Source organism: Ciceribacter sp. RN22 (genome assembly GCF_024054295.1).
Classification (GTDB): Bacteria; Pseudomonadota; Alphaproteobacteria; order Rhizobiales; family Rhizobiaceae; genus Allorhizobium; species Allorhizobium lividum.
Map to the genome: position 1 here is coordinate 1602137 of NZ_JAMXLD010000001.1, position 25804 is coordinate 1627940.

The 25804-nt window shown below is 59.3% G+C and carries 12 protein-coding genes; 6 read left to right on the top strand and 6 right to left on the bottom strand.

The genetic code is table 11. The features are described 5' to 3' along the window. Positions 1-399: 399 nt before the first annotated feature. Both NHF53_RS08005 and NHF53_RS08010 read left to right on the top strand, forming a co-directional pair. A complete protein-coding gene (locus tag NHF53_RS08005) occupies positions 400-5964 on the top strand; it encodes a DUF3320 domain-containing protein (RefSeq protein WP_252833753.1) in 5565 nt (1854 codons plus the stop codon). Between the two features lie 482 nt (positions 5965-6446). Beyond that, positions 6447-7601: a trypsin-like peptidase domain-containing protein gene (locus NHF53_RS08010; protein WP_374591166.1), complete on the top strand. Its 1155-nt coding sequence runs from the start codon at positions 6447-6449 to the stop codon at positions 7599-7601. 56 nt (positions 7602-7657) lie between these two features. On the opposite strand, the gene NHF53_RS08015 is transcribed toward NHF53_RS08010, so the two are convergent. Further along, entirely contained in the window at positions 7658-7801 is a 144-nt protein-coding gene (locus NHF53_RS08015; RefSeq protein WP_252833755.1) for a hypothetical protein, read from the bottom strand. A 168-nt stretch (positions 7802-7969) separates the two neighbouring features. Between NHF53_RS08015 and NHF53_RS08020 the strand changes: the two genes are divergently transcribed. From NHF53_RS08020 to NHF53_RS08030, 3 genes are all read left to right on the top strand, one after another. After that, positions 7970-10258: a P-loop ATPase, Sll1717 family gene (locus NHF53_RS08020; protein WP_252833756.1), complete on the top strand. Its 2289-nt coding sequence runs from the start codon at positions 7970-7972 to the stop codon at positions 10256-10258. A gap of 426 nt (positions 10259-10684) precedes the next feature. Next, entirely contained in the window at positions 10685-11206 is a 522-nt protein-coding gene (locus tag NHF53_RS08025) for a hypothetical protein (protein ID WP_252833757.1), read from the top strand. A gap of 3 nt (positions 11207-11209) precedes the next feature. Then, complete coding sequence (locus tag NHF53_RS08030; RefSeq protein ID WP_252833758.1) at positions 11210-12202, top strand: hypothetical protein; 993 nt, start codon at positions 11210-11212, stop codon at positions 12200-12202. Positions 12203-12679: 477 nt separating this feature from the next. Here the strand turns inward: NHF53_RS08030 and NHF53_RS08035 are convergent, their stop codons facing one another. The 3 genes from NHF53_RS08035 to NHF53_RS08045 all read right to left on the bottom strand — a co-directional run bounded on the left by NHF53_RS08035 (position 12680) and on the right by NHF53_RS08045 (position 20425). Continuing rightward, positions 12680-13330, bottom strand: a complete 651-nt coding sequence (locus tag NHF53_RS08035) for a hypothetical protein (protein ID WP_252833759.1) — start codon at positions 13328-13330, stop codon at positions 12680-12682. Positions 13331-13339: 9 nt separating this feature from the next. Then, complete coding sequence (locus tag NHF53_RS08040; protein ID WP_252833760.1) at positions 13340-16441, bottom strand: DEAD/DEAH box helicase; 3102 nt, start codon at positions 16439-16441, stop codon at positions 13340-13342. 168 nt (positions 16442-16609) lie between these two features. After that, positions 16610-20425: a vitamin B12-dependent ribonucleotide reductase gene (locus tag NHF53_RS08045; RefSeq protein WP_252833761.1), complete on the bottom strand. Its 3816-nt coding sequence runs from the start codon at positions 20423-20425 to the stop codon at positions 16610-16612. 1119 nt (positions 20426-21544) lie between these two features. Here NHF53_RS08045 and NHF53_RS08050 point away from each other — a divergent pair. Next, positions 21545-24073, top strand: a complete 2529-nt coding sequence (locus NHF53_RS08050; protein ID WP_308218638.1) for a M10 family metallopeptidase C-terminal domain-containing protein — start codon at positions 21545-21547, stop codon at positions 24071-24073. 87 nt (positions 24074-24160) lie between these two features. On the opposite strand, the gene gpt is transcribed toward NHF53_RS08050, so the two are convergent. Further along, positions 24161-24658, bottom strand: a complete 498-nt coding sequence (gene gpt, locus NHF53_RS08060) for a xanthine phosphoribosyltransferase (protein ID WP_148157089.1) — start codon at positions 24656-24658, stop codon at positions 24161-24163. 214 nt (positions 24659-24872) lie between these two features. Next, positions 24873-25715, bottom strand: a complete 843-nt coding sequence (locus tag NHF53_RS08065) for a universal stress protein (RefSeq protein ID WP_252833762.1) — start codon at positions 25713-25715, stop codon at positions 24873-24875. Positions 25716-25804 lie beyond the last annotated feature (89 nt).

The following is a 25804-nucleotide window of genomic DNA, read 5'->3' on the forward strand; positions in this document are numbered from 1 at the left end:
TTTCATCTACCGCCCGTCGACGTTTGAGCGGACCGCCCAGATCCCTCAGCGTGTGCCGCTTCCCTCACGATTTTTTTGGGGGCAGTTCATTCGCGCTGCGGACGTAGTTTTCGGGAGTCGAAGCGAGCTGGAACCGGAGCGTCGCGTTTTGTTTACCACGGTCGTGCGGTCGATTTTGTCATTCCTCATCATTCGGTTGGCGACGAGTGCAATGATACCCGGTCTTCGCGCCGTTAATCCCCGGCTGGCCGAGTGTGGTTGTCGATCTGACCCGTAACTGCAAAGGGCACTGGCACTTTAGTAAGCGGTATTCCGGGAATAAACGCAGAAGTTGACGGCTTGGCTACTGGACCCGTTGGCCTTCTTTATGCATGACTTGTCATGGAGAGGGCTGAGGAAATGTACGACACTATTTTGAACCCCGGGGATGGATCCGAGCAATCCGTTTTCCAAAGCAACTTGTCTGTCGAAGCTAAGATTGAACGGGCGCGAACGGAACTTCTTGATCTGTCGGCCCGAAACCGGCTTCTGAACGTGCCGCGCTTCTCGAAAAGTGCGAAGACCATTGACATCGTGGACGAGCAGTCTTCCGAAATATTCAGGATACTTGTCACCGAAGGAAAGGCGATGACCTTCCTGGCAGGGGCGAAGGGGCGCGAGCCCAAGGATGGTGATGCAGCCGAAGAACTGATCGAACTTGCTCTTCCGGATGACGACGAGCGTGACGATAGCGGACGTCTTGTTCGACACGGTGACACCAAGCTCCAGACACGGATGACCCCCAACGCGCTTCAAAAGCGCCTCCTCGATCTCCATTTCGATGCCCGCACCTTAGAGGAGGAGCAAGGGGTCAACATCCTTTACCTGGGGCTTGGTACGCTGAAGTGGATTGACCCCAACAACGCCGAGAACATTCGTTATGCGCCACTCATCCTGGTTCCTGTCGCGTTGGAACGCGGCAGCGCGGCGGAGCGTTTCAAGCTACGGGTGCGGTCTGAGGATTTCGCATCCAATCTGTCGCTCGAAGCCTTCCTGGACCGCATTCATAAGATTCGCATGCCGGATTTCGAAGCGTCTGATGACTTCTCCTTCGAGCGCTATGCCGAACAGGTTGCTGCCGCTGTGTCGATCAAGCCCGATTGGTCGGTACAGCCAAATGATATTGTCCTCGGCTTCTTCTCGTTTGCGAAGTTCCTGATGTATCGCGACCTGGATCCGAACCTCTGGCCCAAGGATGCCAAATTTACGGACCGGCCGCTCATCACCTCGCTCGTATCCAACGGCTTCTCCCGCACCGACGATCTGCTGCCTGACGATGCTCGGATCGACGAGCACATCTCTCCAAACGAGATGACCCATATCGTTGACGCAGATAGTTCCCAAACCATCGCGATCCATGAAGCCAGGCGAGGGCGGGATCTCGTTATCCAGGGTCCGCCTGGAACCGGGAAATCACAGACGATCGCCAACATCATCGCGTCCGCCGTGGCAGATGGAAAGACCGTGTTGTTCGTTGCCGAGAAGATGGCTGCGCTCGAAGTGGTGAAGCGCCGTCTCGATCAGGCAGGTGTGGGCGACGCATGCCTTGAACTGCATTCGAACAAGGCCAACAAAAGGGCGATCCTTGCGGAACTGCAGCATGTCTGGGAACTGGGAGCGCCGAAGGGTGAACCCGCCGATGCCCTGGACCGCCGGCTTGTGGAAGCGAGGAACAGCTTGAACGCCCATCCGGCTCGGCTTCACCAAGTCTACCGCCCATACCAACTGTCCCCGTATCAGGTCATGGGCCACCTGTCGCGCCTGAGGCGCTTGGGAATGCCTCCGTCGGACATCGAGCTTGCGGATTCCATCTCGTGGACTCCCGAGTTCCGGGAACGCATTGTCGCCATCCTTTCGGAACTTGCCCAGCGGATCGAGGACATCGGTCTGCCCTCGCAGCACGCCTGGCATGGTGTGGGCGTGACAGGTATCACTCCGCTCGATCTGGAGAGGTTGACGAAGAGGTTGTCGGATGCGTCGTCGGACCTTTCGAAGTTGACTGCTTCCATGGGGGACGTGACCGATGTGCTCCATCGTGAGCCGACGGCATCGATTTCAGGGTTCAAGGACGACCTCGCGCTCGCAGAGCGTGTCGCGAGCTGCCCGGCAGGTCAGTCGGCCGAAGCGTTGGCCAATCCTGTCTGGAAAACGTCGCTCCAAGACATCGCCAACGTGATCCGGGGCGGTGCGGAGTTCCAGCGCCTTTCCGAGCAGGTTAGGGCGCAGATGCTTGACGAGGCGTGGGAAACGGATCCGCAGCCTCTTGTGACATCGTTCCGCAGACTGCCGAGATCATTCCTGCAGTCCGGATTTGCGACACTCGCGCAATTGGACAACCTGCTGCCGAGGTTCCTGAACGCTGCCGCTTCACTGAAGACGATGCTGGGTGTGAATGCATCGGCAACGCTGGGATCCATTGGCCGATTGGTCACAATCGGCGAGCGCGTTGCGGATGCTCCCGATGCAAGCCCTGATGCTTTCGTCGCTGCCGTATGGGAGCGGGGCCTCGATCAGGCAAGCGATCTCGCCGAGGCGGTCGCCACCTATCGGCAGGTGAGGACGGATATTTCCGGCAAGATTGCCGATCAGGCGTGGGATATCGATCTGGTCCCAACCCGGACCGCCGTCGCGATGCATGGGCACAAGTTCCTGAAGTTCCTCAGCGGGGACTGGCGCAAGGCGAAGGCTCTTCTGAAGACCGTCATGTCCGAGACGCCGCCGGCCGAGACGGTGCGGTTGCTGGACCTTCTTCAAAAGGGTAAGGAGGCCAGATCTGTCATCAATGACGGCGACAGCCTCGGACGCGCGGCATTCGGCGCAGACTGGCGCGGCGAGCGATCCGATCCGAAGCCACTTGAGAGTCTGGTGCTCTGGATGAGGAGTCTCCGGGGCGTGGGCGCTGAAGCGAGGATGATAGCAAGCAGGCTGACCGACAAGTCCTCCGTAGCCGCGCGCTGCGAGCATGTTCGGACTCTGCTCGAGGAGACGCGGAGGCTGTTGCTTTCGCTCTGGAGCGATCTGGGCGACGGGACGGGAGCATTGTTTCCCAATGCTATCGGGCCGGATGAGATTGTACTGACGCAGGCGGTCGCAGTCATCAAGGAGATCGCGGGCGCTGACCGCGCATTCTCGCCTCTTGTGCGCACCCTGCCGGATGATGCCGGAGGCCGGATTGCTGCCATCGAGCGGCTTGCGGCCGCCCAGGCTCGCAGAAGCTCCATTGATGCGTCGGCGGATCTCGGCCGAGCGGCATTCGGGGGGCTTTGGAAGGATTCCTTGTCCGAGTGGCAGGAGCTGTCCGTCATTTGCGACTGGATATCGCGGAATGGCGACATCAGGCTTCTTGTTACTCGTGTCGCCGATCGTGTGGGGGTGGCCGAGAAGGCGCGGCAGGCTGCAGCTCAAGGAGAAGCCTTCGCGACCACCATGTCGGAAATCCTTCAGTTCCTGAAGGCGGATCTGGATATGCTCTTTGGAACAAGCGATGTGGCCGGCGCGCCATTGTCCCAGATCGGCGCCAAGCTGATCCGTTGGATTGAGAACGAGGAGCAGCTTTCGAAGTTTGCTGCCTACAATGGCCGTGCAGGCGATGCCGCGAACATGGGTGTCGGTGCCCTTGTCGAGCGTCTTGAGGACGGCCGCATTTCCCCGTCCGATATCATTCCTCATTTCGAAATGGCGTTCTACGAAGCGATCCTGCGTCGTCAGCATACCCAGAATCCTGAACTCGCCCGTTTCGATGGGGAGGTGCATGGCAGACTGGTCGGTGAGTTCGCATCGCTCGACCGCAGCCGCATGAGCCTGTCTCGACTGGAAGTCGTGCGGGCGCATCATCGGAAAATTCCCTCGATCAGTGGTATCGGACCTGTCGGTGTCCTGCGTGCGGAGATGGCGCGCCGTCGCGGCCACATGCCGATCCGACAGCTCATGCAGCGGGCATCGCCCGCGATCCAGGCCCTGAAGCCAGTGTTCATGATGAGCCCGCTGTCGATCGCGCAGTTCCTTCCACCGGGCGTTCTCGAGTTCGATCTCCTTGTCATGGACGAAGCGAGTCAGATTCAGCCTGTCGATGCGCTCGGCGCTGTCGCCCGTGCGAAGCAGGTTGTCGTCGTTGGCGACGAACGCCAGCTACCCCCAACGAAGTTTTTCTCGAAAATGACGTCGGGGGCGACCGAGGAGGATGATGATCAGGAGGGTGCTCAAGTCTCCGACATTGAGAGTATCCTCGGCCTCTTCTCGGCCCGCGGTCTGCCGGAGCGCATGCTGCGCTGGCACTACCGCAGCCGCCACCAGTCGCTGATTGCCGTCTCGAATTCGCAATTCTACGACAGCAAGCTGTTCATCGTGCCGAGCCCATACACGCAGGAAGCCGGGATGGGGCTGCGTTTCCATCATGTGCCGGGCGGAGTGTTCGAGGATGGCGTGAACAAGGTGGAGGCCAAGGTCGTCGCCGAGGCGATCATCCGCCATGCCCTGCATTCGCCGCATCTTTCGCTCGGCGTTGCCGCGTTCTCGATCAAGCAGCGGCGCGAAATCCAGGACCAACTGGAATTACTGCGCCGTCTCAATCCTCAGACCGAGGAATTCTTCCACTCTCATCCCCACGAACCGTTCTTCGTGAAGAACCTCGAAAACGTCCAGGGCGACGAGCGCGATGTGATGCTGATCTCCGTGGCTTATGCAAAGAATGCCCAAGGCTACCTGGGCATGCGCTTCGGGCCCTTGGGTGCCGAAGGCGGCGAGCGGCGCCTCAATGTCCTGATCAGCCGCGCCAAGCGACGCTGCGAGGTATACGCTTCCATCACCGACGAGGACATCGATCTCGAACGCGGCAAGGGGAAGGGGGTGTTTGCCTTCAAGCTCTTCCTTCACTACGCGCGGACAGGGCGGCTTTCGATGTCACAGCGCTCTGACCGGGCGATGGAAAGCGTGTTCGAGGAACAGGTCATGGCGGCCCTCCAGGAGAGGGGATACCAGGTCCATCCGCAGGTCGGCATTGCGGGGTTCTTCATCGACCTTGCCGTGGCTGACGATGCGGTCCCCGGCCGCTACCTTATCGGGATCGAATGCGACGGTGCATCCTACCATGACTCCCGTTCGGCGCGTGAACGTGACCGACTGAGACAAGCGGTGCTTGAGGATCATGGCTGGACGATCCACCGCATATGGAGTTCGGATTGGTTCCAGAGGCCTAAGGCCGAACTCGATCGCCTGATTGCCGCCATCGAACAGGCCAAGATGAATGCTTTGTCTGGAGCAGATCACACGCATGCATCTTCTCGGGCGGTTCCGGTGGAAGTCGTGACAATCGAACGCGCCACTGTGACGGAGATCGGTCTCCAGCCGGTATCGACCGATGGAGGTGGCTCGAACCTCTACGAGGAGGCTTCGCTGAAGCCAAATATCGTGGGCGAGCTTCATGAAGCTCCGACAGGGACACTGGTCAAGTTGATCAAGGAGACGGTCGAGGTCGAAGGCCCCGTGCATAGGGACGAGGTGGTGACCCGAATCCGGACTGCCTGGGGTCTCCAGCGGGCAGGAAGCCGGATCGATGCGCATGTCGGCAACGCCATTCGTGTCGCCGTGAATTCGGGGGAGATTCTTCGCTCAGGAGATTTCCTCCTCTGGCCAGGCGCCATAGTTCGCATGCGCGACCGCAGCATGGTCGCCTCGCCCGGACTGCGCAGGAGCGACATGATCCCGCCGATGGAGATCGACGAGGGGCTCACCTCGATCATCGAGACGAGCTTCGGCGCGACCGAGGACGAAGCCGTCAATGCCATTGCGAGGGGACTGGGATTCCGCGCCACCAGCAGTCAGTTGAGAGATTTGATCGTGTCCCGGATCGAACTGCTGAAGGAGCAGGGGACCCTGCAGGTTCGTGATGGAATGCTCACCTTGGGGGCGACGACCGCACCCGCATGATGATCTTCCTCGGAGCGATAGAGCGCTTTCGGGCTTGCCATGGTACTTGGCGCATCCTCGTGGTCGCCACTGCTCTTATGCACGCAGCAAGTCTTCAGGCGGCGAATACTCCCTGCAGCGGGAGGAAGGGTGGCATCGCAGGTTGCCGTGGCGATACGTTCATCTGCAACGACGGCTCGGTGAGTGCCAGCAAGAAATCATGCGCCGCCACGATGGGCGGTGCCATGGGGCTGATGGGTAGCGCATCGCAATCGATGGCCCCGGCGGCAGATGAAGAGTGCCTGTGTCGTTCAGGGGCATTCTGCACAGGGCCTCGTGGCGGGCGGTTCTGCTACACCGACAGTGGTGCAAAGAGCTACCTTCGCAAATGACCTCATTGAATTCCTTCGCCCAGAGAGTTTAGGTTGCCTTATATTGAGGGGCTGACGATGAAGATGTCTGCGCGGATTGTTGTGGCCGGAATCCTTGCGGTTGCCGTGGTGATGGATGCTGCCGCCGAGGAACCGAAATCTTCCGGAACAGGATTCGCCGTTACCGCGGACGGCTGGCTCATGACGAACGCCCATGTCGTAGATGGTTGCGACCGCGTGGAGGTGAAGGGCAGGGGCGTTGCGACCGATCCGAGGATCGATGCGGCGAACGATCTCGCATTGATCAAGGTGAACGCAGACACCCCCATGGTTCCTCTCACCTTCAGGCGTGCGCCCATCCGATTGGGAGAGGACATTGTCGCCATCGGCTATCCCCTCGCGGATCTGCTGGCGGACTCCGTGAAGATCACGACCGGAAATGTCAACGCGCTCGCTGGTCTCAAGAATGATACCCGCTACATCCAGATTTCGACGCCGATCCAGCCCGGTAATTCCGGTGGCCCCGTCGTGGATCGCGACGGTTTCCTGCTGGGGATCACGAGCGCCACCTTCTCGAAGCAGGCCGCCGATCAGATCGGGATCACGGCACAGAACGTCAACTTCGCCATTCGAGCGTCCGTGGCCGATCTCTTCATGCAGTCACAGAACCTCGCGAGCCAGTCCGGAGACCGACAGGAGGGGCAACCCACGTTTTCGACCGCCGATCTCGCGGACAAGGTTACGCCGTCCGTCCATCAGGTGCTGTGCTACGGGAAACCCGACGTCGAAGGTTCGTCGCAGAGACAGGAGACAGTGACTTCGCTTCCCCGATCCTCGGTTTCGGTGACCCTTCTGGACGCTCACGGATACGATGCCATCGGCTTCGACTACGCCACGCTGAAGGATGTGACTTTTCAGGGCTGTCGGGCGGCTTGCGAGAGCGATAGCCAGTGCAAGGCGGTGACCTACAACTCTAAGCATCGGTTCTGCTTTCTGAAAGACAATGTCGTCGCGCTGATCCGGAATGCGGACGCGATCGCTGCCTATTCTGCCTCAAAGGCGGCGGACGTGATCATCTCCGACTTCACGAGCTATTCGGGAATGGATCTTCCCGGCGGCGACTACAAGCGGATCACGCAGACCAACTATCTGGAATGCTTCGTCGCTTGCGTCGGCGACAATGCCTGTCGTGCCTTCGCATACGTCTCCAAGAAGAAGGAGTGCTGGTTGAAGAACGTTCTCGGTCGGCCGACGGCGGCCAAGGGGGTTGATCTTGGGGTCAAATGACCCTCGCTTTGCTGGAGAGGTCGGCTCCGCTCTTCGATCACGGCCTGCCTGCAGGGTCATGTCCTGTCGTTTCCGCGACTGCATTTCCGGCCGGCTTCCGGAGCGTCGATCTCGTGGAGGCGACAGATGATGCCGTCGATCTCGACCGTGTCACCGTCGATGACGCGCATCGTGACCACTGCCGCGGTCGTGGCGGTCATCACCGCGAGGAATGGACGCAGGTGTCGAATGTAGGAAGAACTTATGTCCGATGCTCCGGATGCTGCGTGAAAACCGAGTTGGGGAAAACACGCCTGGCGTGTGCGATCCATAGTGCCTAAAGCATCGCGATGAAGTAGTCTGCGACCGGTCGTTCAATGGAAACAAAAATGGCGCGCTATTCTGCTTTCTATGCTTATCCTCAAGGATCCGCGACAGTGAAGGATGCGATCCATGGAGCGGTTGAAAAGAGTTCGCGGGGAAACCTGGCGATCAAACCTTGGGAGAACATGAACATCGCAGGCTTCAAGCTTGATGATCTTGTGCGCGACCAGATTAAGGAGGCCGACGTCCTCCTCGCGGATATCACCTATCCGAACCACAACGTCCTCTACGAGATCGGATATGCGATAGCTCTTGAGAAGCCTGTTATCCCTACGCTCAACCTTGCCATCGACAAGGCGGCAGACCGGGTCAGGATGATCGGGCTGTTCGACACGCTCGGGTGGACGACCTACCACAACGCAGACGAACTGCACGGTTACCTGATATCCTGGCAGGAAGTAAGCTGGATCAACCGTTACGTCCGGAAGCGCGATCACTCGCAGCCGCTGTTCATTCTGGACATGCTGGCGAAGACTGATTTCAGAAATCACATCTTCCATGCGGTGGATAACTCCAGCGTTAATGCCCGCACCTTCGATCCCCAGGAGATACCACGCCTGACCGCGGCGCAAGCCATCTCGGACATCTCGGCGTCCGCAGGGGTGATCCTGCCCATCATCGGAAAGGAAATCGTCGACGCCGAGCGGCATAACCTCCGTGCGGCGTTCATGCTCGGACTGAGCCGTGGCTACGGCATCGAGGCGATGGCGATCCAGTATGAGAACGGCCCGGCTCCTCTCGACTATCGTGATTTCATCACGAATTCCACGTTCCGCAGGGAAACCGAAGACCACATTTCGAGATACTGCGAAAGCACGCTTATCTGGAACCAAAAGGCGACGTCGCGCGACGCTCACGGCAGTCCTGGCTTGCTCGGGAAGATCGACCTCGGATCCTCCGCTGCCGAGAACGAGACGCAGCAGTTGAACTACTACTTCATCAGAACCGCCGAGTACGCCCGGGCGCTGCGCGCCGAGGGCGGGGTGGTCACCGGGCGCAAGGGTTCAGGGAAGACCGCAGTCTATCTCCAGATAGCAGCCGCCGCGCAGCATGACCGGGAATCCTGTGTCGTTGATCTGCGGCCGGCTACCCACAACCTGAGCGAAATGCGGGAGAAGCTTCTGACGGTGGTGAACGCGGGTGTTTACGACCACACCATCGCGGCGTTCTGGCAATACACTCTCTACGCGGAGATTGTGCTGAAGATGAGGGAGATCGTCCTGCCCAAGGCCCGCAATGACTTCTCGCTGCAGGAGCGGATCCGGAAGATCGAGGAGGATTTCCGTTTCGACGAGGGGGCTGTTTCAGGTGACTTCACCTCGAGGCTGGAGACAGCGGTCAGGGAGGTCATCCGCGCGACCCAGAGTGTGAGCACAGAAGCCGATCTCCGGAGCCAACTCACAAATGCGATGTACGAGAACCTCATTCCGAATCTCCGCGAGGCCGTCCTTTCATTCACGGACTTCTTCTCGACGGTGCATGTCCTCGTAGACGACCTCGACAAAGGATGGCCGCCCCGGCAAGTCGAACAACATGATGTGTTGATCGTGAAGCATCTCATTGAGGCGCTAGGACGAATCCAGCGCGACCTGACCAAGCGCCGTCTTGAGTTCAAGCACTTGGTCTTTCTCCGCAGCGACGTCTACGAGCGGCTGGTGCAGCAGACTTCTGACCGCGGAAAATACAATCCCATCAAGATCGATTGGTCGGATCCCGCGCAGCTTCGCCACCTGTTGAAGCAGAGGGTGGTTAGCAGCGTGGAGAAAGACCAGGAGGACGCGGTCTGGAACGCGTTCAACCCTGTCCTCGATGATGGGCGGAATGCGTTGGATTGGATGATCGAAACTTCGTTGCGGCGTCCGAGATTCCTGATCGACCTGTGCGAGCGCATCCTGTCCTTTGCCATCAACCGCGGCCACGCTTCCGTCGCCCAAGAGGACGTCGAGGAGGGACTCCGGCAGATGTCTCTGTATCTGGTCTCTGACTTCGGCTACGAACTACGAGACGTAGCCGGTACGCCGGAAGACATCTTCTACTACTTCATTGGAAAGGGCAGAAAGCTGTCCGCAGAGGAACTGCGGTCCCTTCTGTCAGACGATCATCTGGGGCTGGGGTTCGAGGAGACGCTCGACCTGCTGCTCTGGTATGGCTTCCTGGGAGTGGAGACAGCCTCTGGACCGGTCTTCATCTATGACCGGGCGTATGACATCCGGCGGCTGGAGGCGGAGCGCGGCCGTGATCGGGGGAACGCGACCTACTCGGTCAATCCCGCTTTCCTCCGGGGGTTGAACTAGGTCCATGGACATCCTGCGCCGGGCCGTTTGGATCTTGACATTGCGACGTGGCGAACACAGTGGGTTATTTTCTTCAGCATGCCAAGCAGGTTCCCAACGATCGTCGACTGCATGTCCGCGACCGGAAAGCCCAAGGAGCCAGCTAGCCCTTCGACGCACAACAGCGTATCCCGGTGGATCATGGGGCCGAATGGAAGGTTACTGAGCCATTGGAAAGCATCCGGCATGCTGCTGGCTTCGTTCATTTCCACGACAATGCTCCTGCGTTTTGTGCTTCCGATCAGGAACCACTCTGTAGATCATGCAGTTTGAAAGAAGTAATCCCCATTTCGGCTATATCTTTTTGCGGCCGATTGTAGGATTATTTACTCGAGAGGTTCTATCTTGATTCCATCTTAGGATGTGTGGGCGAAGGAGCCGAGGTTCTTGATTGTTGACTCGAAAGTCTTCCGGTTGGCAGAAGAGCGGGCGGCCGCTTCCGAGCGTCCAAATTTCAAGAATTCCCGGTCGCTGTTCTTCAAAGAGGTGAACGATGAGAACCTCACGTACGACAAATTTGCGGAGCTGATGCTTGCCGCCTTCATCAAGCGGCCGCAGCGATTTCGGTTTGCAAGGCCATTCTCCGACGACGACCTGGCTCCTAATTTTCTACTTTGGGTGGTTTTTGATTTCGAGCCAATAAGGCAAGAAGGTACAAGGGTCGATATTGATACCTTCAAGATATTCTATCCAGTAAAGTTTGCAGACAGATTCAGAGACGTGACGGGTGTTAAACTCGACTTCTTCGAACTGAGGTTCGGTTGCTTGGAGTTCACATATTCAAGCAAATACCTGACTAGGGAAGTCGTGGAAGTGTTTTGCACGCAAGATAGATTCGATGATCTCTGCGCAAGCTACTCAATCAAGATAATAAAATACGAAAACACATTTCTGCGCCGGGAAGCCTGAACAATGCGAGCAGCGATTATCATTGCTCTTGAAGAAGAGCTCTCTAATGCCTTTGATTGTCTTGAACGATACGGGAAATTCCTGGCTCCCAAACAATCCCTGAAAGAGGGCCAGACCAATTTCCGTTACATGCTCTCTGACGAAGCCGGCGGAGGCGCCCATGATTGCCAGATTTTCCTGATTAATGGCATGGGCAATGTGGCCGCCTCGACCTATGTAGGGCGCAGCTTCATGCACTCCGATCCGGACATTCTCATCAGCGTCGGTATATCTGGCTCTTTGCACGACGATGTTGCGCTGGAAGATGTCGTGATATCGAATCAAGTGAAGTTCTATGGACCCGACAAGATCGGCGAATTTCCAGAGAATGGAAAAGTGAAGACAATTCAGGTCTCCGAGGCTGTTCCGCAAAAGGAAGATGGCGAATATCTAGTCGACGTTCGCGACCTCCACGGTAATGTATATTTGCGGTTCCTCAGAGAACATATCATTCTCCGTGAATTCTCGTCCATCCTGGATGAGTTCCTGCATCATCGAAAAGGCGCCCAGGGTTCCGGTCAGGTTTTACTCGCGGATGCGAAATTGGTGCGCGGCACTATCCTCGGCTCCAACTGGGTCGTGGATTCCACCAAATATGCAGAATACATCCATTGGAAGAACGACAATGATCATCTCGATTACTACAAGCTGAACAAGCCGGACGAGTATCGTCAAAGGTGCACTTGGGGTGCGTCCGATCTGCATGCGGTCGACATGGAGACTTATGGCTTCTTCAAAGCGATAGACTTTCTCAATAAGACGCGTCAGATGAAAGTGCCTGGGTTCGCGATCCGGGGGATCAGCGATCGCGCTGCTGGCAAGGCGGCCCTCGATGAAAAGTCCGGTGGTTCGCATCGAGCGAAATCGGTCGAAAACGCAATGCTGGTGGTGGTTGAGTTTCTGCGGTTTTTTGCCTCGCAGAATAGGGCAAGCGGGGAAATGCGCGCCTATCGCTGAGGATCGAAGTGGATTCGTTTGCCATCTATCGGACATCAAAGCATGCTGGGCATTGAAAGGGTGGCCGAAGGTTTAATCGAGCGTGAGGTGATAGAGGCTTGTCTTGGCAGTCGCGAACAGGTCTTTGCCATCTTCCACCAAAATAGAGATTGTCTACGCATTCCGGAACTGCGATGTGACCGTTGCAAGCACATTGAGGCCGTGCGAATGCGTGTGGAATTCGCTGGGTTCCCCTTGCCATACGGCAACTGCAACCCTACCTTGAATCTGCGAGCGTCGGGAATGACATCTCGCCCGAGCACGATTTAACAAAGGTGTTCTTTCATGTCTGGCAACGGCAGCGACAATAGCAGCAGAAGCTCAACTCCGCGAACCACCCAAGTTCAGCCCCAGCCCGGCGGGCATGGTCACGAACAGGGTTCCGCTCAACCGCTGACAACTGGCTCTGGCGATACACCGCCGCCGCCAAGGCGCTGATTATTTCTTCCAGCCAATGTCGATTTGCTTGATTTCTGATCGCGGTACGTATGTGACGATATTTTCACCGGAGGGTGTCACCAGATCGTAATCCCTGCGATCGCCTTCCACTGGATGGACTGCTGTGGCATACAACGCGATGCCGTCCTCGTTGATGATAAGCGGCTTCGTGGGGATTCCCGATTTTTCGGCTTTGTGGAAAAGGCTTTCGAGAACCGTTCCGTTGGTTAGATGGATCTGAATAAAGCTCCATCGTGCGTTGGCGGATGTCAGAGATCTGAGAGCCGATGTCTCGTGGTCGTCATGATAGACGTTCAGCGCCGACATGAGTCTTTTGATGGCTCCGTCGAGATAGCGTCGCCAGACAAGAGCGAATAGGATAGCACCTGCTACGGCCAGCGTGCCGATGATCAGGACGCTTCTGTAGTCGGTGTCTACCACGGCCGTCGGCGCCGAGTAGCCGAGCTTCACCACCAGCTTTGTCACCACGTAAGAGAACGCCCTTCCGAGCGTGCCCAAGACCAAGACCTGCAGAAGGAAGTCTTCTGTCTTGTGCTCGACCTTCCGTGCGGCTGTCGTGAGCTTGTATCCGAGATAGCCCGCCACGAGGACGATCTGGATTTCGAAGGGAAGCTTGAGAAGCTCGTTCATCTGACCTCGTCACGCGACATACTGGGGAATCACGGGCACAGGTGTCGCAGCGGCCTTTCGCTTGCGCTCGGCAGCCATCCCGGCAGCTTCTCGGACGATCACCAGCTTCTCGGGATCGCCACCGAGGATACGCAGAACATCGGCGTCTTGTGCGCCTTCGATGTTCGCAATGGCGTCCAGTCGGGCTTCGGCAAGCGCGCAGTAGTCTCCTCGGGTAAGGCTCGCTCCGGCTTCCCTGGCGAGATCGGCGGAACTCGCCGGAATACCGTAAGTCAACCGAAGGCTCAGCTTCTGCACGCGGTCTGAAAGATCGAGTTCGGGATGCAGGATCTCGGCGACCCTGGCTGCTACCCCGATGAGATCAGCGGCACGGGATGCCACGCTCCGGATCGGACCCGCTGACCCGCCGAATGCGCCACCATGCTGCCCCATGGTTACTTCGATCTCGCTGATCGGTCGGCCTGAGACGTAGAGCAGCGACGCGACGGCCTTCTTTGCCCGCAGGGTCGCGCTATGCTGATCGAGCGCCTCGGATTCCAAGCTGCGAAGAACGCTCCACGGGATACCCTGCTGCTGAAGAAGGGAAGGCCAGGTATGCGGTTCCTTGTGCTTGCTGCGCTTGTTGATCGGAAAATGGACCTCATCCAACTCGACTGTGTTCTGAATGACAGCGAGCAGCACCGGATCCGTGATGTCCGAGGGCGCAAGCCGCGAAAGAGCGCCGACAAGGCGAACGATTGATCCAACCTCGCTGGCGCTTTCTCCGGCAAGGCGGCCGAGCGGCGCGAGCGCATAGAAGCCATCAGCGTCCTTCTCGATGAGCCCGTGTCCTTCGAGACTCGTGAGCGCTCGTATGAGATCCTCATGCGACCATCGCCATCCGTCCTGCCGGCGGCCAGCGAGAAACGCTCCGAAGCTGCTCTCCAGGAAGGAGACGATGGCATCGCTCGAGGCCCCAGCCTTCGCGGAGCGAGGCAGCGCGACAAGGACCCGGACGACAAGAGACCTCGGATCGGTATCTCCCGCCACGAACCGCGACGACAGATCTTCAGGCTTGCCCACAACGTACCTGCGCCAGAGATAATCTTCATCTCGTGGGTTCAGAGCAAGCAGATAGGAGGTCCCGGCCTCGGCATAGCCCAGGCGACCCGCACGGCCGACCAGGTTCTTGTACTCGGCGATCGAGTACGGGACTTGCCCCGGGTGCTCGAGGCCAGCGATGATCACGCTGTTGGCCGGAGTATTCACGCCCATGGCAAGCGTCGTCGTCGCAGAGATCACCCGCAGACCGGACCCTTCGCGACGGAATTCCTCCTCGATGACTTGACGCTCGACAGGTTGAAGGTCGGCGTTGTGGAAGGCGACGCCATGCTGGAGATCCGCGATCAGGTCCCTGTGCGCCTGCGACGGGTCGAGCCGCGGCATGCGCTTCACCGCCTCGCTTGCGGGCGGCAGTCCAAGCTGAGCGGCGAGATAGTTGCCAACGTTGCGGGATTCGCTCTTCGTCTCGCGAAAGATAATGACCTGTTCGCCCGCAGCAGTCAGATTCTTGATGAGCGGGATAATCCAGTCCTGCGCGCTGTCCTTCATCGCCATCCGGACGACAGCGTCCCGTTCGACTTTTTCGCTCCCGTCGGCAGGATCGATATACCGGAAGGAGCCATCGTATCTCAGCACGCCTTCGCGCAACGGTACGGGCCGCTCCTCGCGACGAAGTAGTCTGCCGCCAAGCCACGTTTCCAGACCGCCGGTATCGCCGATCACAGCGGAGAGGGCGATTATCTGAGGTTCGATGCCTTCTCGTCTGCGCATCTTGATCAGCGTGAGGATAAACTCCAGGTTGGCTCCACGCGATTGGTCGGCGATCATCTGGACTTCGTCGACAACGATCGTCCCGGCCTGAGCCAGGACATGCGGGTGGGCCAGGGCGAGGGCTGCGAACTTCTCGTAGGTAAGAAGTGCGATGTCGTACTTGCCACGAATGAGGGGCGAGATATCGTCGGTTTCTCCGGTAGCCTCCAGGATGCGGAGACCGAACCCGCCATAGACTTTCTCGAAATGACGGCGTTTGTCGGCAACGAGCGCCTTGAGCGGAAGAAGGAAGATCGCGCGTCTTCGATCCAGGACCTGCCGAAGGGCGGCCAACTCGCCAACCATCGTCTTGCCGGAAGAGGTCGGAGCGGACACGAGAAGATGTTTCCCTTGAAGGATGCCATACTCGTTGATCGCTTCGACCTGAAGTGCATTCAGCGAGGGGATTGTCTGTCCCCAAGCGGTGATGACGCCTTCCGGGAAACCGTGGGCGGCAAGACTCTGGATGTCCGATGTGACTGCAGCCGGGCAAACCGAAGGAAAGGCCTTCGTGAAACGCTCTCCTTGAACGAAGATGGGCCAGGTGAGGCCTCCATCGATCTGGCCGCGCATGGCAGGGTTCTGGCTCTTGCCAATCTGCCGGGCCGCCGCCTGCACCCGAGCAGTGACGTATTCAAGCATTCGATAGACGGAGAGCCGTCCGGCCTCCAAGATTTCCGCGGGGCCGCGGAGTGCTTCCAGAAGATAGTAGGTGAGTAGCCCGTGGCCGTGGCTCGAGAACTCCCATGCCTCTTCCGAAACACCCGATGCGGTGAGGACGAGACGACCATCGCCTGCTAGGTTCTGAAGGCGGACTTCCGTCGACTCAAGGCTGCGCGGCACTGCTGGCACTTGCAGAACCTTTGCGCCGAGACCTCCCGAGAAGCAGCAGTCCAGAAACAAAATGACTCGTCGAGCGGGAATCCGAGAGAACAACTCCTGAAGACGGTCGAGCGGGAGGGAAGTAGCCGGTATGTCGTTGTAGTCGGTATCATGAACGATCAGTTCGTGCGTTTCTGAACCATGACCGGAGAACGCGATAACAACGGTGTCGTCGGGGTCGCAAGATGAGAGCGTCGTGAGCTCTTCCTCGATCCTTGCAAGCGAGGCTTCCTGGTCAGTCAGGAGGACGGTATGGCCGCCCAAGGTATCGGCGAACATGGCGTCGAGCGCGGTCGCATCGCGCGTCGCGCACGACAAGTCGCGGATCTCGGACGATTGGTAGCGGTCGATACCGACAAACAAACCTCTGAAAGTCATCGCATTCACCGTTTGTTCCTAAAGGCATTTTCCGGGCACTTTTCAGTGCCCGGAAATAGTCAAATTTGGCATTGGCCAGTTTCAGGTTCCAAAATGGCCAGTTCTAGCGGTTTTTGGCCAATACTTGGTTCGGTTTCTCAGGCCGAATTCTCAATCAGAACTGATGCCTCAGCTGCACCCGCTCGTCGCGCCGCAGGTGTCGCACTTCTCGCAGGTGCCGTTGCGCACCATGGTGAAGTTCTGGCACTCCGAGCACATGTTGCCGGTGTAGCCCTGGGCGATCGAGCGCATGCGGCGCTCGGCCTCGACCTTCTTTGCCTCCGCCTTGGCCGATGCCGCGTCGGCGGCCGCCTTGTCGGAGAAGAGGGCGGTCTTTTCCTGGCCGGTCTCGTCGGTCACCGTCTCGGCCTCGATCTCCTCGGCGAGTTCGGCGGCGCGTTCCTCGTAGTCCCGCTTGAAGGAGACGATCTCGGAGGTCGAGATCGCGACCGTCGTGTCGAGCTTGCGGGCGGCGGAGCCGGCAAAGGCCGTCACGTTGCCGCCGGCAGAAGCCTTGGCGGGAGCGGCGGTCGAGGCACCCTTCGGTTCGGAGAGCGACCGGTCGACGCCCGTGCCGCCGACCAGCGTCGGCTTGTAGCCGCGGGTCCAGCCGGTGGAGACGAGGTTGGTCTTGCCCTCCTTGATGCCCTTGCCGAGCGCGGTGTTGGAAAAATCCGACGTGTCGACATGGGCGAGATCGTGGCGGCCGAGATAGGAGACGGCGAGTTCGCGGAACACGTAGTCGAGGATCGATGTCGCGTTCTTGATCGCGTCGTTGCCGATGACCATGCCGGCCGGCTCGAACTTGGTGAAGGTGAAGGCCTCAACATATTCCTCGAGCGGCACGCCGTACTGCAGGCCGAGCGAGATGGCGATGGCGAAGTTGTTCATCATCGCACGGAAGGCGGCCCCTTCCTTGTGCATGTCGATGAAGATCTCGCCGATGCGGCCGTCACCGAACTCACCGGTGCGCAGATAGACCTTGTGGCCGCCGACGGTCGCCTTCTGGGTATAGCCCTGGCGGCGGTTCGGCAGTTTCTCGCGTTCGCGGGTGACGCGCTCGATGACCCGCTCGATGATCTTCTCCGTGACCGTCACCGCCTGGGCGGCGGCCGGCTGCTGGATCAGATCCTCGATGGCGTCCTCGTCTTCCTCGTCCTCGACCAGCGAGGCGTTGAGCGGCTGCGAGAGCTTGGAGCCGTCGCGATAGAGCGCGTTCGCCTTCAGCGCGAGCTTCCAGGAGAGCATGTAAGCGCTGCCGCAATCCTCGACGGTCGCCTCGTTCGGCATGTTGATCGTCTTGGAGATCGCCCCCGAGATGAACGGCTGGGCTGCCGCCATCATGCGGATATGGCTTTCGACCGAAAGGTAGCGCTTGCCGATCTTGCCGCACGGATTGGCGCAGTCGAAGACCGGCAGGTGCTCGGCCTTGAGGAAGGGGGCGCCTTCCAGCGTCATCGCGCCGCAGATGTGGATGTTGGCGGCCTCGATGTCCTTCTTCGAGAAGCCGATGTGCTCCAGGAGGTTGAAGCTCATGTCGGAAAGCTGTTCGTCGGTGACCTTCAGCGTCTCCTTCAGGAAGTCGGCGCCGAGCGTCCACTGGTTGAAGACGAACTTGATATCGAAGGCGGCCTTCAGCGCGCCGTTGACGGCTTCGATCTTCTCGTCGGTAAAGCCCTTGGCCTTGAGCGTGCCGGGGTTGATGCCCGGTGCCTGGTTGAGGTTGCCGTGGCCGACCGCATAGGCCTCGATCTCGGCAATCTGGGACTCGGAATAGCCGAGCGTGCGCAGGGCTTCCGGAACGGCGCGGTTGATGATCTTGAAGTAACCGCCGCCGGCGAGCTTCTTGAACTTCACCAGCGCGAAGTCGGGCTCGATGCCGGTGGTGTCGCAGTCCATGACGAGGCCGATCGTGCCGGTCGGCGCGATGACCGAGACCTGCGCGTTGCGGTAGCCGTGCTTTTCGCCGAGTTCCAGCGCCTTGTCCCAGGCGGCAGTCGCATGGGTGATGAGCGCCGGGTCGGAGCAATCGGCGTGGATCAGCGCAACCGGGTCGACCGACAGCCCCTCATAGCCTTCCGAAAGGCCATGGGCGGCGCGGCGATGGTTGCGGATGACGCGCAGCATGTCGTCGCGGTTCGGCTGGTAGCCCGGGAAGGGGCCGAGCTCCGAGGCGATCTCGGCGGATGTCGCATAGGAGACGCCGGTCATGATGGCGGTCAGCGCGCCGCAGATGGCGCGGCCTTCGGCGGAGTCGTAAGGGATGCCCGAGGACATCAGGAGGCCGCCGATATTGGCGTAGCCGAGGCCGAGCGTGCGGTACTCATAGGAGAGTTCGGCGATCTGGCGGGACGGGAACTGCGCCATCATCACCGAAATTTCGAGCACGACGGTCCACAGCCGCACGGCATGTTCATAGTCGCCGATCGCGATCTTTCCGGTCTTGGCGTCCTTGAACTGCAGAAGGTTGAGCGAGGCGAGGTTGCAGGCCGTGTCGTCGAGGAACATGTATTCCGAGCACGGGTTCGACGCGCGGATCGGACCGGCGGCCGGGCAGGTGTGCCAGTCGTTCATCGTCGTGTTGAAGTGCAGGCCCGGATCGGCCGACGCCCAGGCGGCGTAGGAAATCTTTTCCCACAGGTCGCGCGCCTTCAGCGTCTTCATGACGCGGCCGTCCTTGCGGGCGGTCAGGTTCCAATCGCCGTCATTCTCCACGGCGCGCAGGAAGTCGTCCTTCAGCGAGACGGAGTTGTTGGAGTTCTGGCCGGAAACGGTGAGATAGGCTTCCGAATCCCAGTCCGTGTCGTAGGTCTTGAACTCCATGTCCTTGTAGCCCTGCTGGGCGAACTGGATGACCCGCTTGATGTAGCTTTCCGGAACCTGGTCCTTCTTGGCGGCGCGGATTTCGCGTTTCAGGGCCGGGTTCTTGCTGGGATCGAAGCAGTCTCCGTTGTCGGCCTCGCAGTTGACGCAGGCCTTCATGATCGCCTTCAGGTGCCGGGCGACCATCTTCGAGCCGGTGACGAGAGCGGCCACCTTCTGCTCTTCCTTGACCTTCCAGTTGATGTATTCCTCGATGTCCGGGTGGTCGATGTCGACGACGACCATCTTGGCGGCGCGCCGCGTGGTGCCGCCCGACTTGATGGCGCCCGCCGCACGGTCGCCGATCTTGAGGAAGCTCATGAGGCCGGAAGACTTGCCGCCGCCCGAAAGCTTTTCGCCTTCGCCGCGCAGGTAGGAGAAGTTGGAGCCGGTGCCGGAGCCGTATTTGAAGAGGCGCGCTTCACGCACCCAGAGATCCATGATGCCGCCCTCGTTGACGAGGTCGTCCTCGACCGACTGGATGAAGCAGGCATGCGGCTGCGGATGCTCGTAGGCCGACTTCGACTTGACGAGCTTGCCGGTGAAGGGATCGACGTAGAAATGGCCCTGGCCGGGACCGTCGATGCCGTAGGCCCAATGCAGGCCGGTATTGAACCACTGCGGCGAGTTCGGCGCGACGCGCTGGGTGGCGAGCATGTAGGCGAGTTCGTCGCGGAAGGTGAGGGCGTCTTCTTCCGACGAAAAATACTTGCCCTTCCAGCCCCAGTAGGCCCAGGTGCCGGCGAGACGGTCAAAGACCTGACGGGCGTCGGTTTCGGCGCCGTAACGCTCTTTCTCCGGCAGCGCCTTCAGCGCTTCGGTGTCCGGAACAGACCGCCAGAGGAAGGAGGGAACGTCGTTCTCCTCGACCTTCTTGACGATCTTCGGAACGCCGGCCTTGCGGAAATACTTCTGCGCCAGCACGTCGGTCGCGACCTGGCTGAACTGCGCAGGCACGTCGATGTCGGCAGCCCGGAAGACCGTCGAGCCATCGGGGTTCTTGATTTCACTCACCGCCTTGCGGAATTCGATCTCCGCATAGGGCGACTGACCCGGCTTGGTAAATCGGCGTTCGATGCGCATCTGCCTTCGTCCCTCGTTGTTCGGCGCCAGACGGCGCGACAAATCCCGTCCGGCCACTCGGTTCGACGCGTGCAGCCGGTCTCACTTTATATTGTTCAGGTGAATCATTCCTGTGATGATCGACCTGTATCTTGTGGTGAATGTGGCTGCAAACACTAAATATAGTATTAACAGTTTATTTCCGCCAGTCCCCGCATCGCGCTTTGGCAGAAAATTCCGCGCACGAATATCTCCAGGTTGCGCTCACGTCATGTGAACTGCCCCCTCGCTTCGCATCGCGATTTTTCTGGAACGAACCGGTCTCGTTAATCCCGGTCCAGCCGCCGCCGCAACATAAGAATGTATTAACTTTGAAACGGCCGATTCCGTCAAGGGCTGGTTTGCGTCGAAATGGTTAACACAAGATATTGGGGCGTTTCATTGTGGAAAACGGGGAAATCAGGAGAGACCTGTTCGACCCGGCGGACGGCGTCGTGGACCTGGATTCACGGACGAATTTGCGCTAGCGCTGAGCGCACCGCTCCGGAGATACAGTCCGGGTAGTACGTGGTCGTGGACGTCCCGAGGAAGCGGTGCGCGCCACTTTTGTCGTCTCTCACGAAGTCGTCGCTTCGAATGCCCCAAAAATTGGACGATCTCTAATCGAGAATTCGGCTTGTCTTCAGCTTTAGGTAGAATATATTCGCGCGACGAAAATAGTCGAGCTCTGTGCTGGTTGACCTGAAACTGTCGCTTTGACTTTCAATGGAGGGCATCGGTGAGCGGATATCGCTCCTCGCCATGGTGTATTGCTATTCGCCTCTTCGCATGTCTGATCGCGATGGGCTTCATGTCACTAGGCGCGTCAGCACTGCCGCGTAATCCCGAGAGGCCGATGACGGCCGCCTCATGCAAGGAAGCGAGAGCAAGGCTGGAAGAAGCCCGCCAGGGAAGCTCGCTTATTTCCGATAAGGAGAACCAGGAGGTCGTGCGACGCGCGGAGGCGCTCGTGTGCGAGCAATGCGCAGGGGGCAAGCCCTGACCCGTGCAGGCTTCCTGTCGGGCGGGCAGGAGGCAAAGAGAATGAAGTCAGCAACGATCGTGATGGTTGCGTCCGACCGATGAGAAGGGGAATCCAGCGTGCCGAATGTGATTGAGAGAAGTGACGCGGCTGCGAGCAGTTCGACGGCCTATGCGATACGCGTCGGTCAGACGGCGCAGGGGAACATCGGAAGCGCCGGCGACCATGATTGGTACGCCGTTCAGCTGACGGCCGGCCAGACCTATACGTTCGCGATGGTGGGGACCGGCACCAATCTTCTGGCTGATCCCTATCTCACCCTCAGAAGCGCCGGTGGCACGGTGATAGGCACGGATGACGATGGCGGCCCGGACCTCAATTCGACGATCACCTTTACCGCGACCGCGACCGGCACCTATTATATCGACGCCGGCGCCTATACCGCCAGCGGCCTTACCGGGCAGTACGGCATTTCGGTGACCGCTGGCAACCTAGCCCACTACGACTACATGATGGGCGCGGGCAATCTCGTACGCCCGGACAACAATTACCACCAGTACAGCTGGGCGTCGGGAGCAGGGCAGGCCGTCAATATCACCTATTCCTTCGACACGTCCAATCCGGACCAGACCGACGCTGACGGAAATCTGACTGCCTTCATCGCCCTGTCGGCTGCCCAGCGCGCGGCTGCTCAGCAGAGCCTGTCACTTTACTCCGACGTCGGAAATGTCACCTTCACCCAGGTCGCCGCCAATACCGGTACCATGCGTTTTTCAGCCTACAACTCTACCACTGACGCCGCCGGCGCCTACGCATATTTCCCGGGTGGCACCGGTGCCGGCGATCTGGCTGGCGACGTCAATCTGAACAATAACAGCGTGTTGACGGGCAGTATTCCGCGCGGCAGCTATTCATTCTTTGCCATCCTCCATGAACTCGGCCATGCGATGGGGCTTGCTCATCCCGGCGAATTCAACGCGGCACCTGGCGTCAACATCACCTACGACCCGTATGCCCAATTTATCGAAGACTCTCACCAATATACCGTGATGAGCTATTTCGATGAAAGCAACACGACTGCAAGCTTCAACAGTTACCCAGACACGCTGCTGATGTTCGACATCCTTGCGATCCAGCAGCTTTATGGCACTAACTATAGCACTCGCGCCGGCAATTCCGTCTACGGGTTCAACGCCAACACGGGTTCAATCTATGATTTCGCCGCAAACACCGATCCGGTGTTTTGTATCTGGGATGGAGGCGGCAACGATACGATCGATGCGTCGCTCTATTCCATGGCACAACGCATCGACCTCAACGCCGCTTCCTTCTCCGATATCGGAGGCTTTACGGGGAATATTTCGATTGCAGCTGGCGCTGTCATCGAAAACGCGATCGGCGGCTCGGGCAATGACAGGATCTACGGCAACGGCGCGGCAAACGTTCTGACCGGCGGCGCCGGTAACGACATTCTCTATGGGCGCGGTGGTGCCGACACCCTGAACGGCGGCACCGGCAACGACATCTACATTATGTCGGATCTGGGGGATAAGATTATCGACGCGGGTGGAACCGATACGGTCATGTCGTCGATCAGCTTTTCACTAGCCGCTTACGGCATGGTGGAGCGTCTGACATTACTCGGTTCTGCGAACATCAACGGTGTCGGGAACGCGCTCGCCAATATCATCACCGGCAATAGTGGCAACAACGTCCTGAATGGCGGGGCTGGCATCGATACTCTAATTGGCGGTCTCGGCAACGACGTCTATGTGCTGGGTGCCGAAAATGACAGGGTCTCGGACAGCGGTGGTATCGACACGATCACGTCGACCATTTCTCGGTCGCTGGCCGGCTACTCGGCGATCGAGCGCCTGACATTGCTTGGCACGGCGAACATTAATGCTACCGGCAACGGTTTGAATAACGTGCTTGTCGGCAACAGTGGCAGAAATATTCTCGACGGCGGCGCTGGCAACGACGTCCTGAATGGTGGAGCAGGGGCCGACAGGCTTATCGGGGGCCTGGGTAACGACGTCTATGTTCTTGGAGCCGAAAACGACACGGTCTCGGATGTCGGTGGTATCGACACGATCACGTCGACGATTTCTCGGTCGCTCGGAGCCTATACAACGATCGAGCGTCTGACACTCCTCGGCACGGCGAACATAAACGGGGTGGGGAATGGGCTCGCCAATCTCCTCTTGGGCAATACCGGAAACAACATTCTGAACGGTGTCGGCGGAAACGACACGATCAGTGGCGGAGCCGGCGCAGACAAGCTTTACGGGGGGCTCGGCAATGACACGCTGGTCGGCGGAGCGGGAGCGGACGCCTTTGTCTTCAACACCACGCCGAATTCGTCCAGCAACGTCGACACGATCACCGACTTCTCGGTTGCGGATGATACGATCTGGCTGGAGAACGCCGTATTCGCGACGCTGACAACGACCGGAACGCTCGCTTCCTCTGCCTTCTACGCCAGCACGGCGGGGGTCGCCCATGATTCAAACGACCGGATCATCTACGAGACCGACACGGGCAATCTCTACTATGACTCGAACGGCAGTGCCGCAGGCGGCGGGGTCATGTTCGCGCATCTGAAGGCCGGTCTTGATTTGACGTACCAGGATTTCCTCGTCATCTGACGATCTGCGGGTCTCCGTCGAAACGAACACGAAAGGCGCCGGCGATCTCTCGCCGGCGCCTTTCGTTTGTTCGGTTTGCGAAGAGCCTCAGCCTCTGTGGCCCTTGGCGATCGGTTCCTGATAAGTGAAACCCATGTCCCAGGGGAAATAGATCCAGGTGTCTTGGCTGACCTCGGTCACGAATGTGTCGACGGTCGGGACACCCTTCGGCTTTGCGTAGACGCAGGCGAAATGCGCCTTGGGCAGCATCGCGCGCACCTCTGAAGCGGTCTTTCCGGTGTCCGTCAGGTCGTCGACGACCAGAACGCCTTCTCCGCCGTTCTCCATGAGGTCGGCCGTAATCCCCTTCAGCACGTTCATTTCGCCCTGGCTCACATAGTCGTGGTAGGAGGCGATGCAGACCGTTTCGATAAGGCGGATGTTGAGCTCGCGCGAGATGATTGCAGCCGGAACGAGCCCTCCGCGCGTGATGCAGACGATCGCGCGGAATTCCTGGTTGAGGCCGGCGAGGCGCCAGGCAAGCGCACGGGCATCGCGATGGAACTGGTCCCAGGAAACGGGAAAGGCTTTATCGGGGAGGGACATTCTGGGACTCCGAAAGATGTTCGATAGTGGCAGCGCCGGAGGGCCGGCGGGTTTTCGGACGGACGGCCAGAAGCGATCGTCGTCGTGCCGGCGCGCGGCCAAAAGCACGATTCGCGCGGGCGGTGCCGCGCGAATGTCGCCCTGGGGCTTCTGTCTTCGATCGCTGCTATTACCGGGTTTTGCCGGCGCCTGGCAAGAGCGCCGCACAACTCGCTCAGCGGGAGAGAAGTGTGAGTGCTGTCATCGAATCAAGCACGGTGCGGGTCACGCCGCCGAAGAGTGCCTCCCACCACCGCTTGTGGCTGTAGGCTCCCATGACGAGAAGGTCGATACTGCTGTCCGACAGCCGGTTTTCGATGGCCGCGGGAGCGGGCATTGCATCCGTTGCCGCCTGCGAAACCGTCACGTTGATGCCGTGACGGGCAAGCGTGGCGGCGATTTCCGCGCCGGCGACCGTGGTGGAGCGGCCGCTCTGCTCCGGCGGCTCCACAGAGAACACTTCGACCGTGTCGGCGTTCTTCAGGAAGGGAAGAGCGTCGAAGGTCGCCCGCGCCGCTTCGCGCGAACCGTTCCAGGCGATCAGCACACGCTTGATCGGTTTCGGCTGCTTGAAGATGTACGGGACGAGGAGGACGGGCCGGCCGCTTTCGAACAGGAAGTGTTCCAGCTCTGACCGGCTTTCGGAGAGAATGCTGTCGTCTCCCTGAGCGGCGATCACGAGGTCGCAACTGCGGGCGCTGTCGACCAGCGACGCGGCATTGAAGCCGGCCGATGACAGAAAACTGCGCCACTCGTAGGAGATGCCTTCCCGCGCGCAACGATCGCGGAAGAACTGTTCGATGGTCACCGTCTCGTCATGCGCCATGTCCTGAAGCGCCTGAACGGTTGTCGGGTCCGGGATTTCCATCGGCGCCACCAGCGGTACGGAGGCAATGGCTTCCGCGTGGAGGCCGATGACATGGGAACCGAACTGTTCGGCGATGGAGAGGGAGAATTCGGTAATCTGCCGCGCGTCCTTGGGTGTGTCCAGGACGGCGAGAATGGTCTTATATGCCATGATTGCCTCCTCAGCGGTGACGCGGGGAAGCCCCGCATCAGAATTCTATGCCGCGATTGTCGCGCGCTTCCTTGACTTCGGTCAATCCG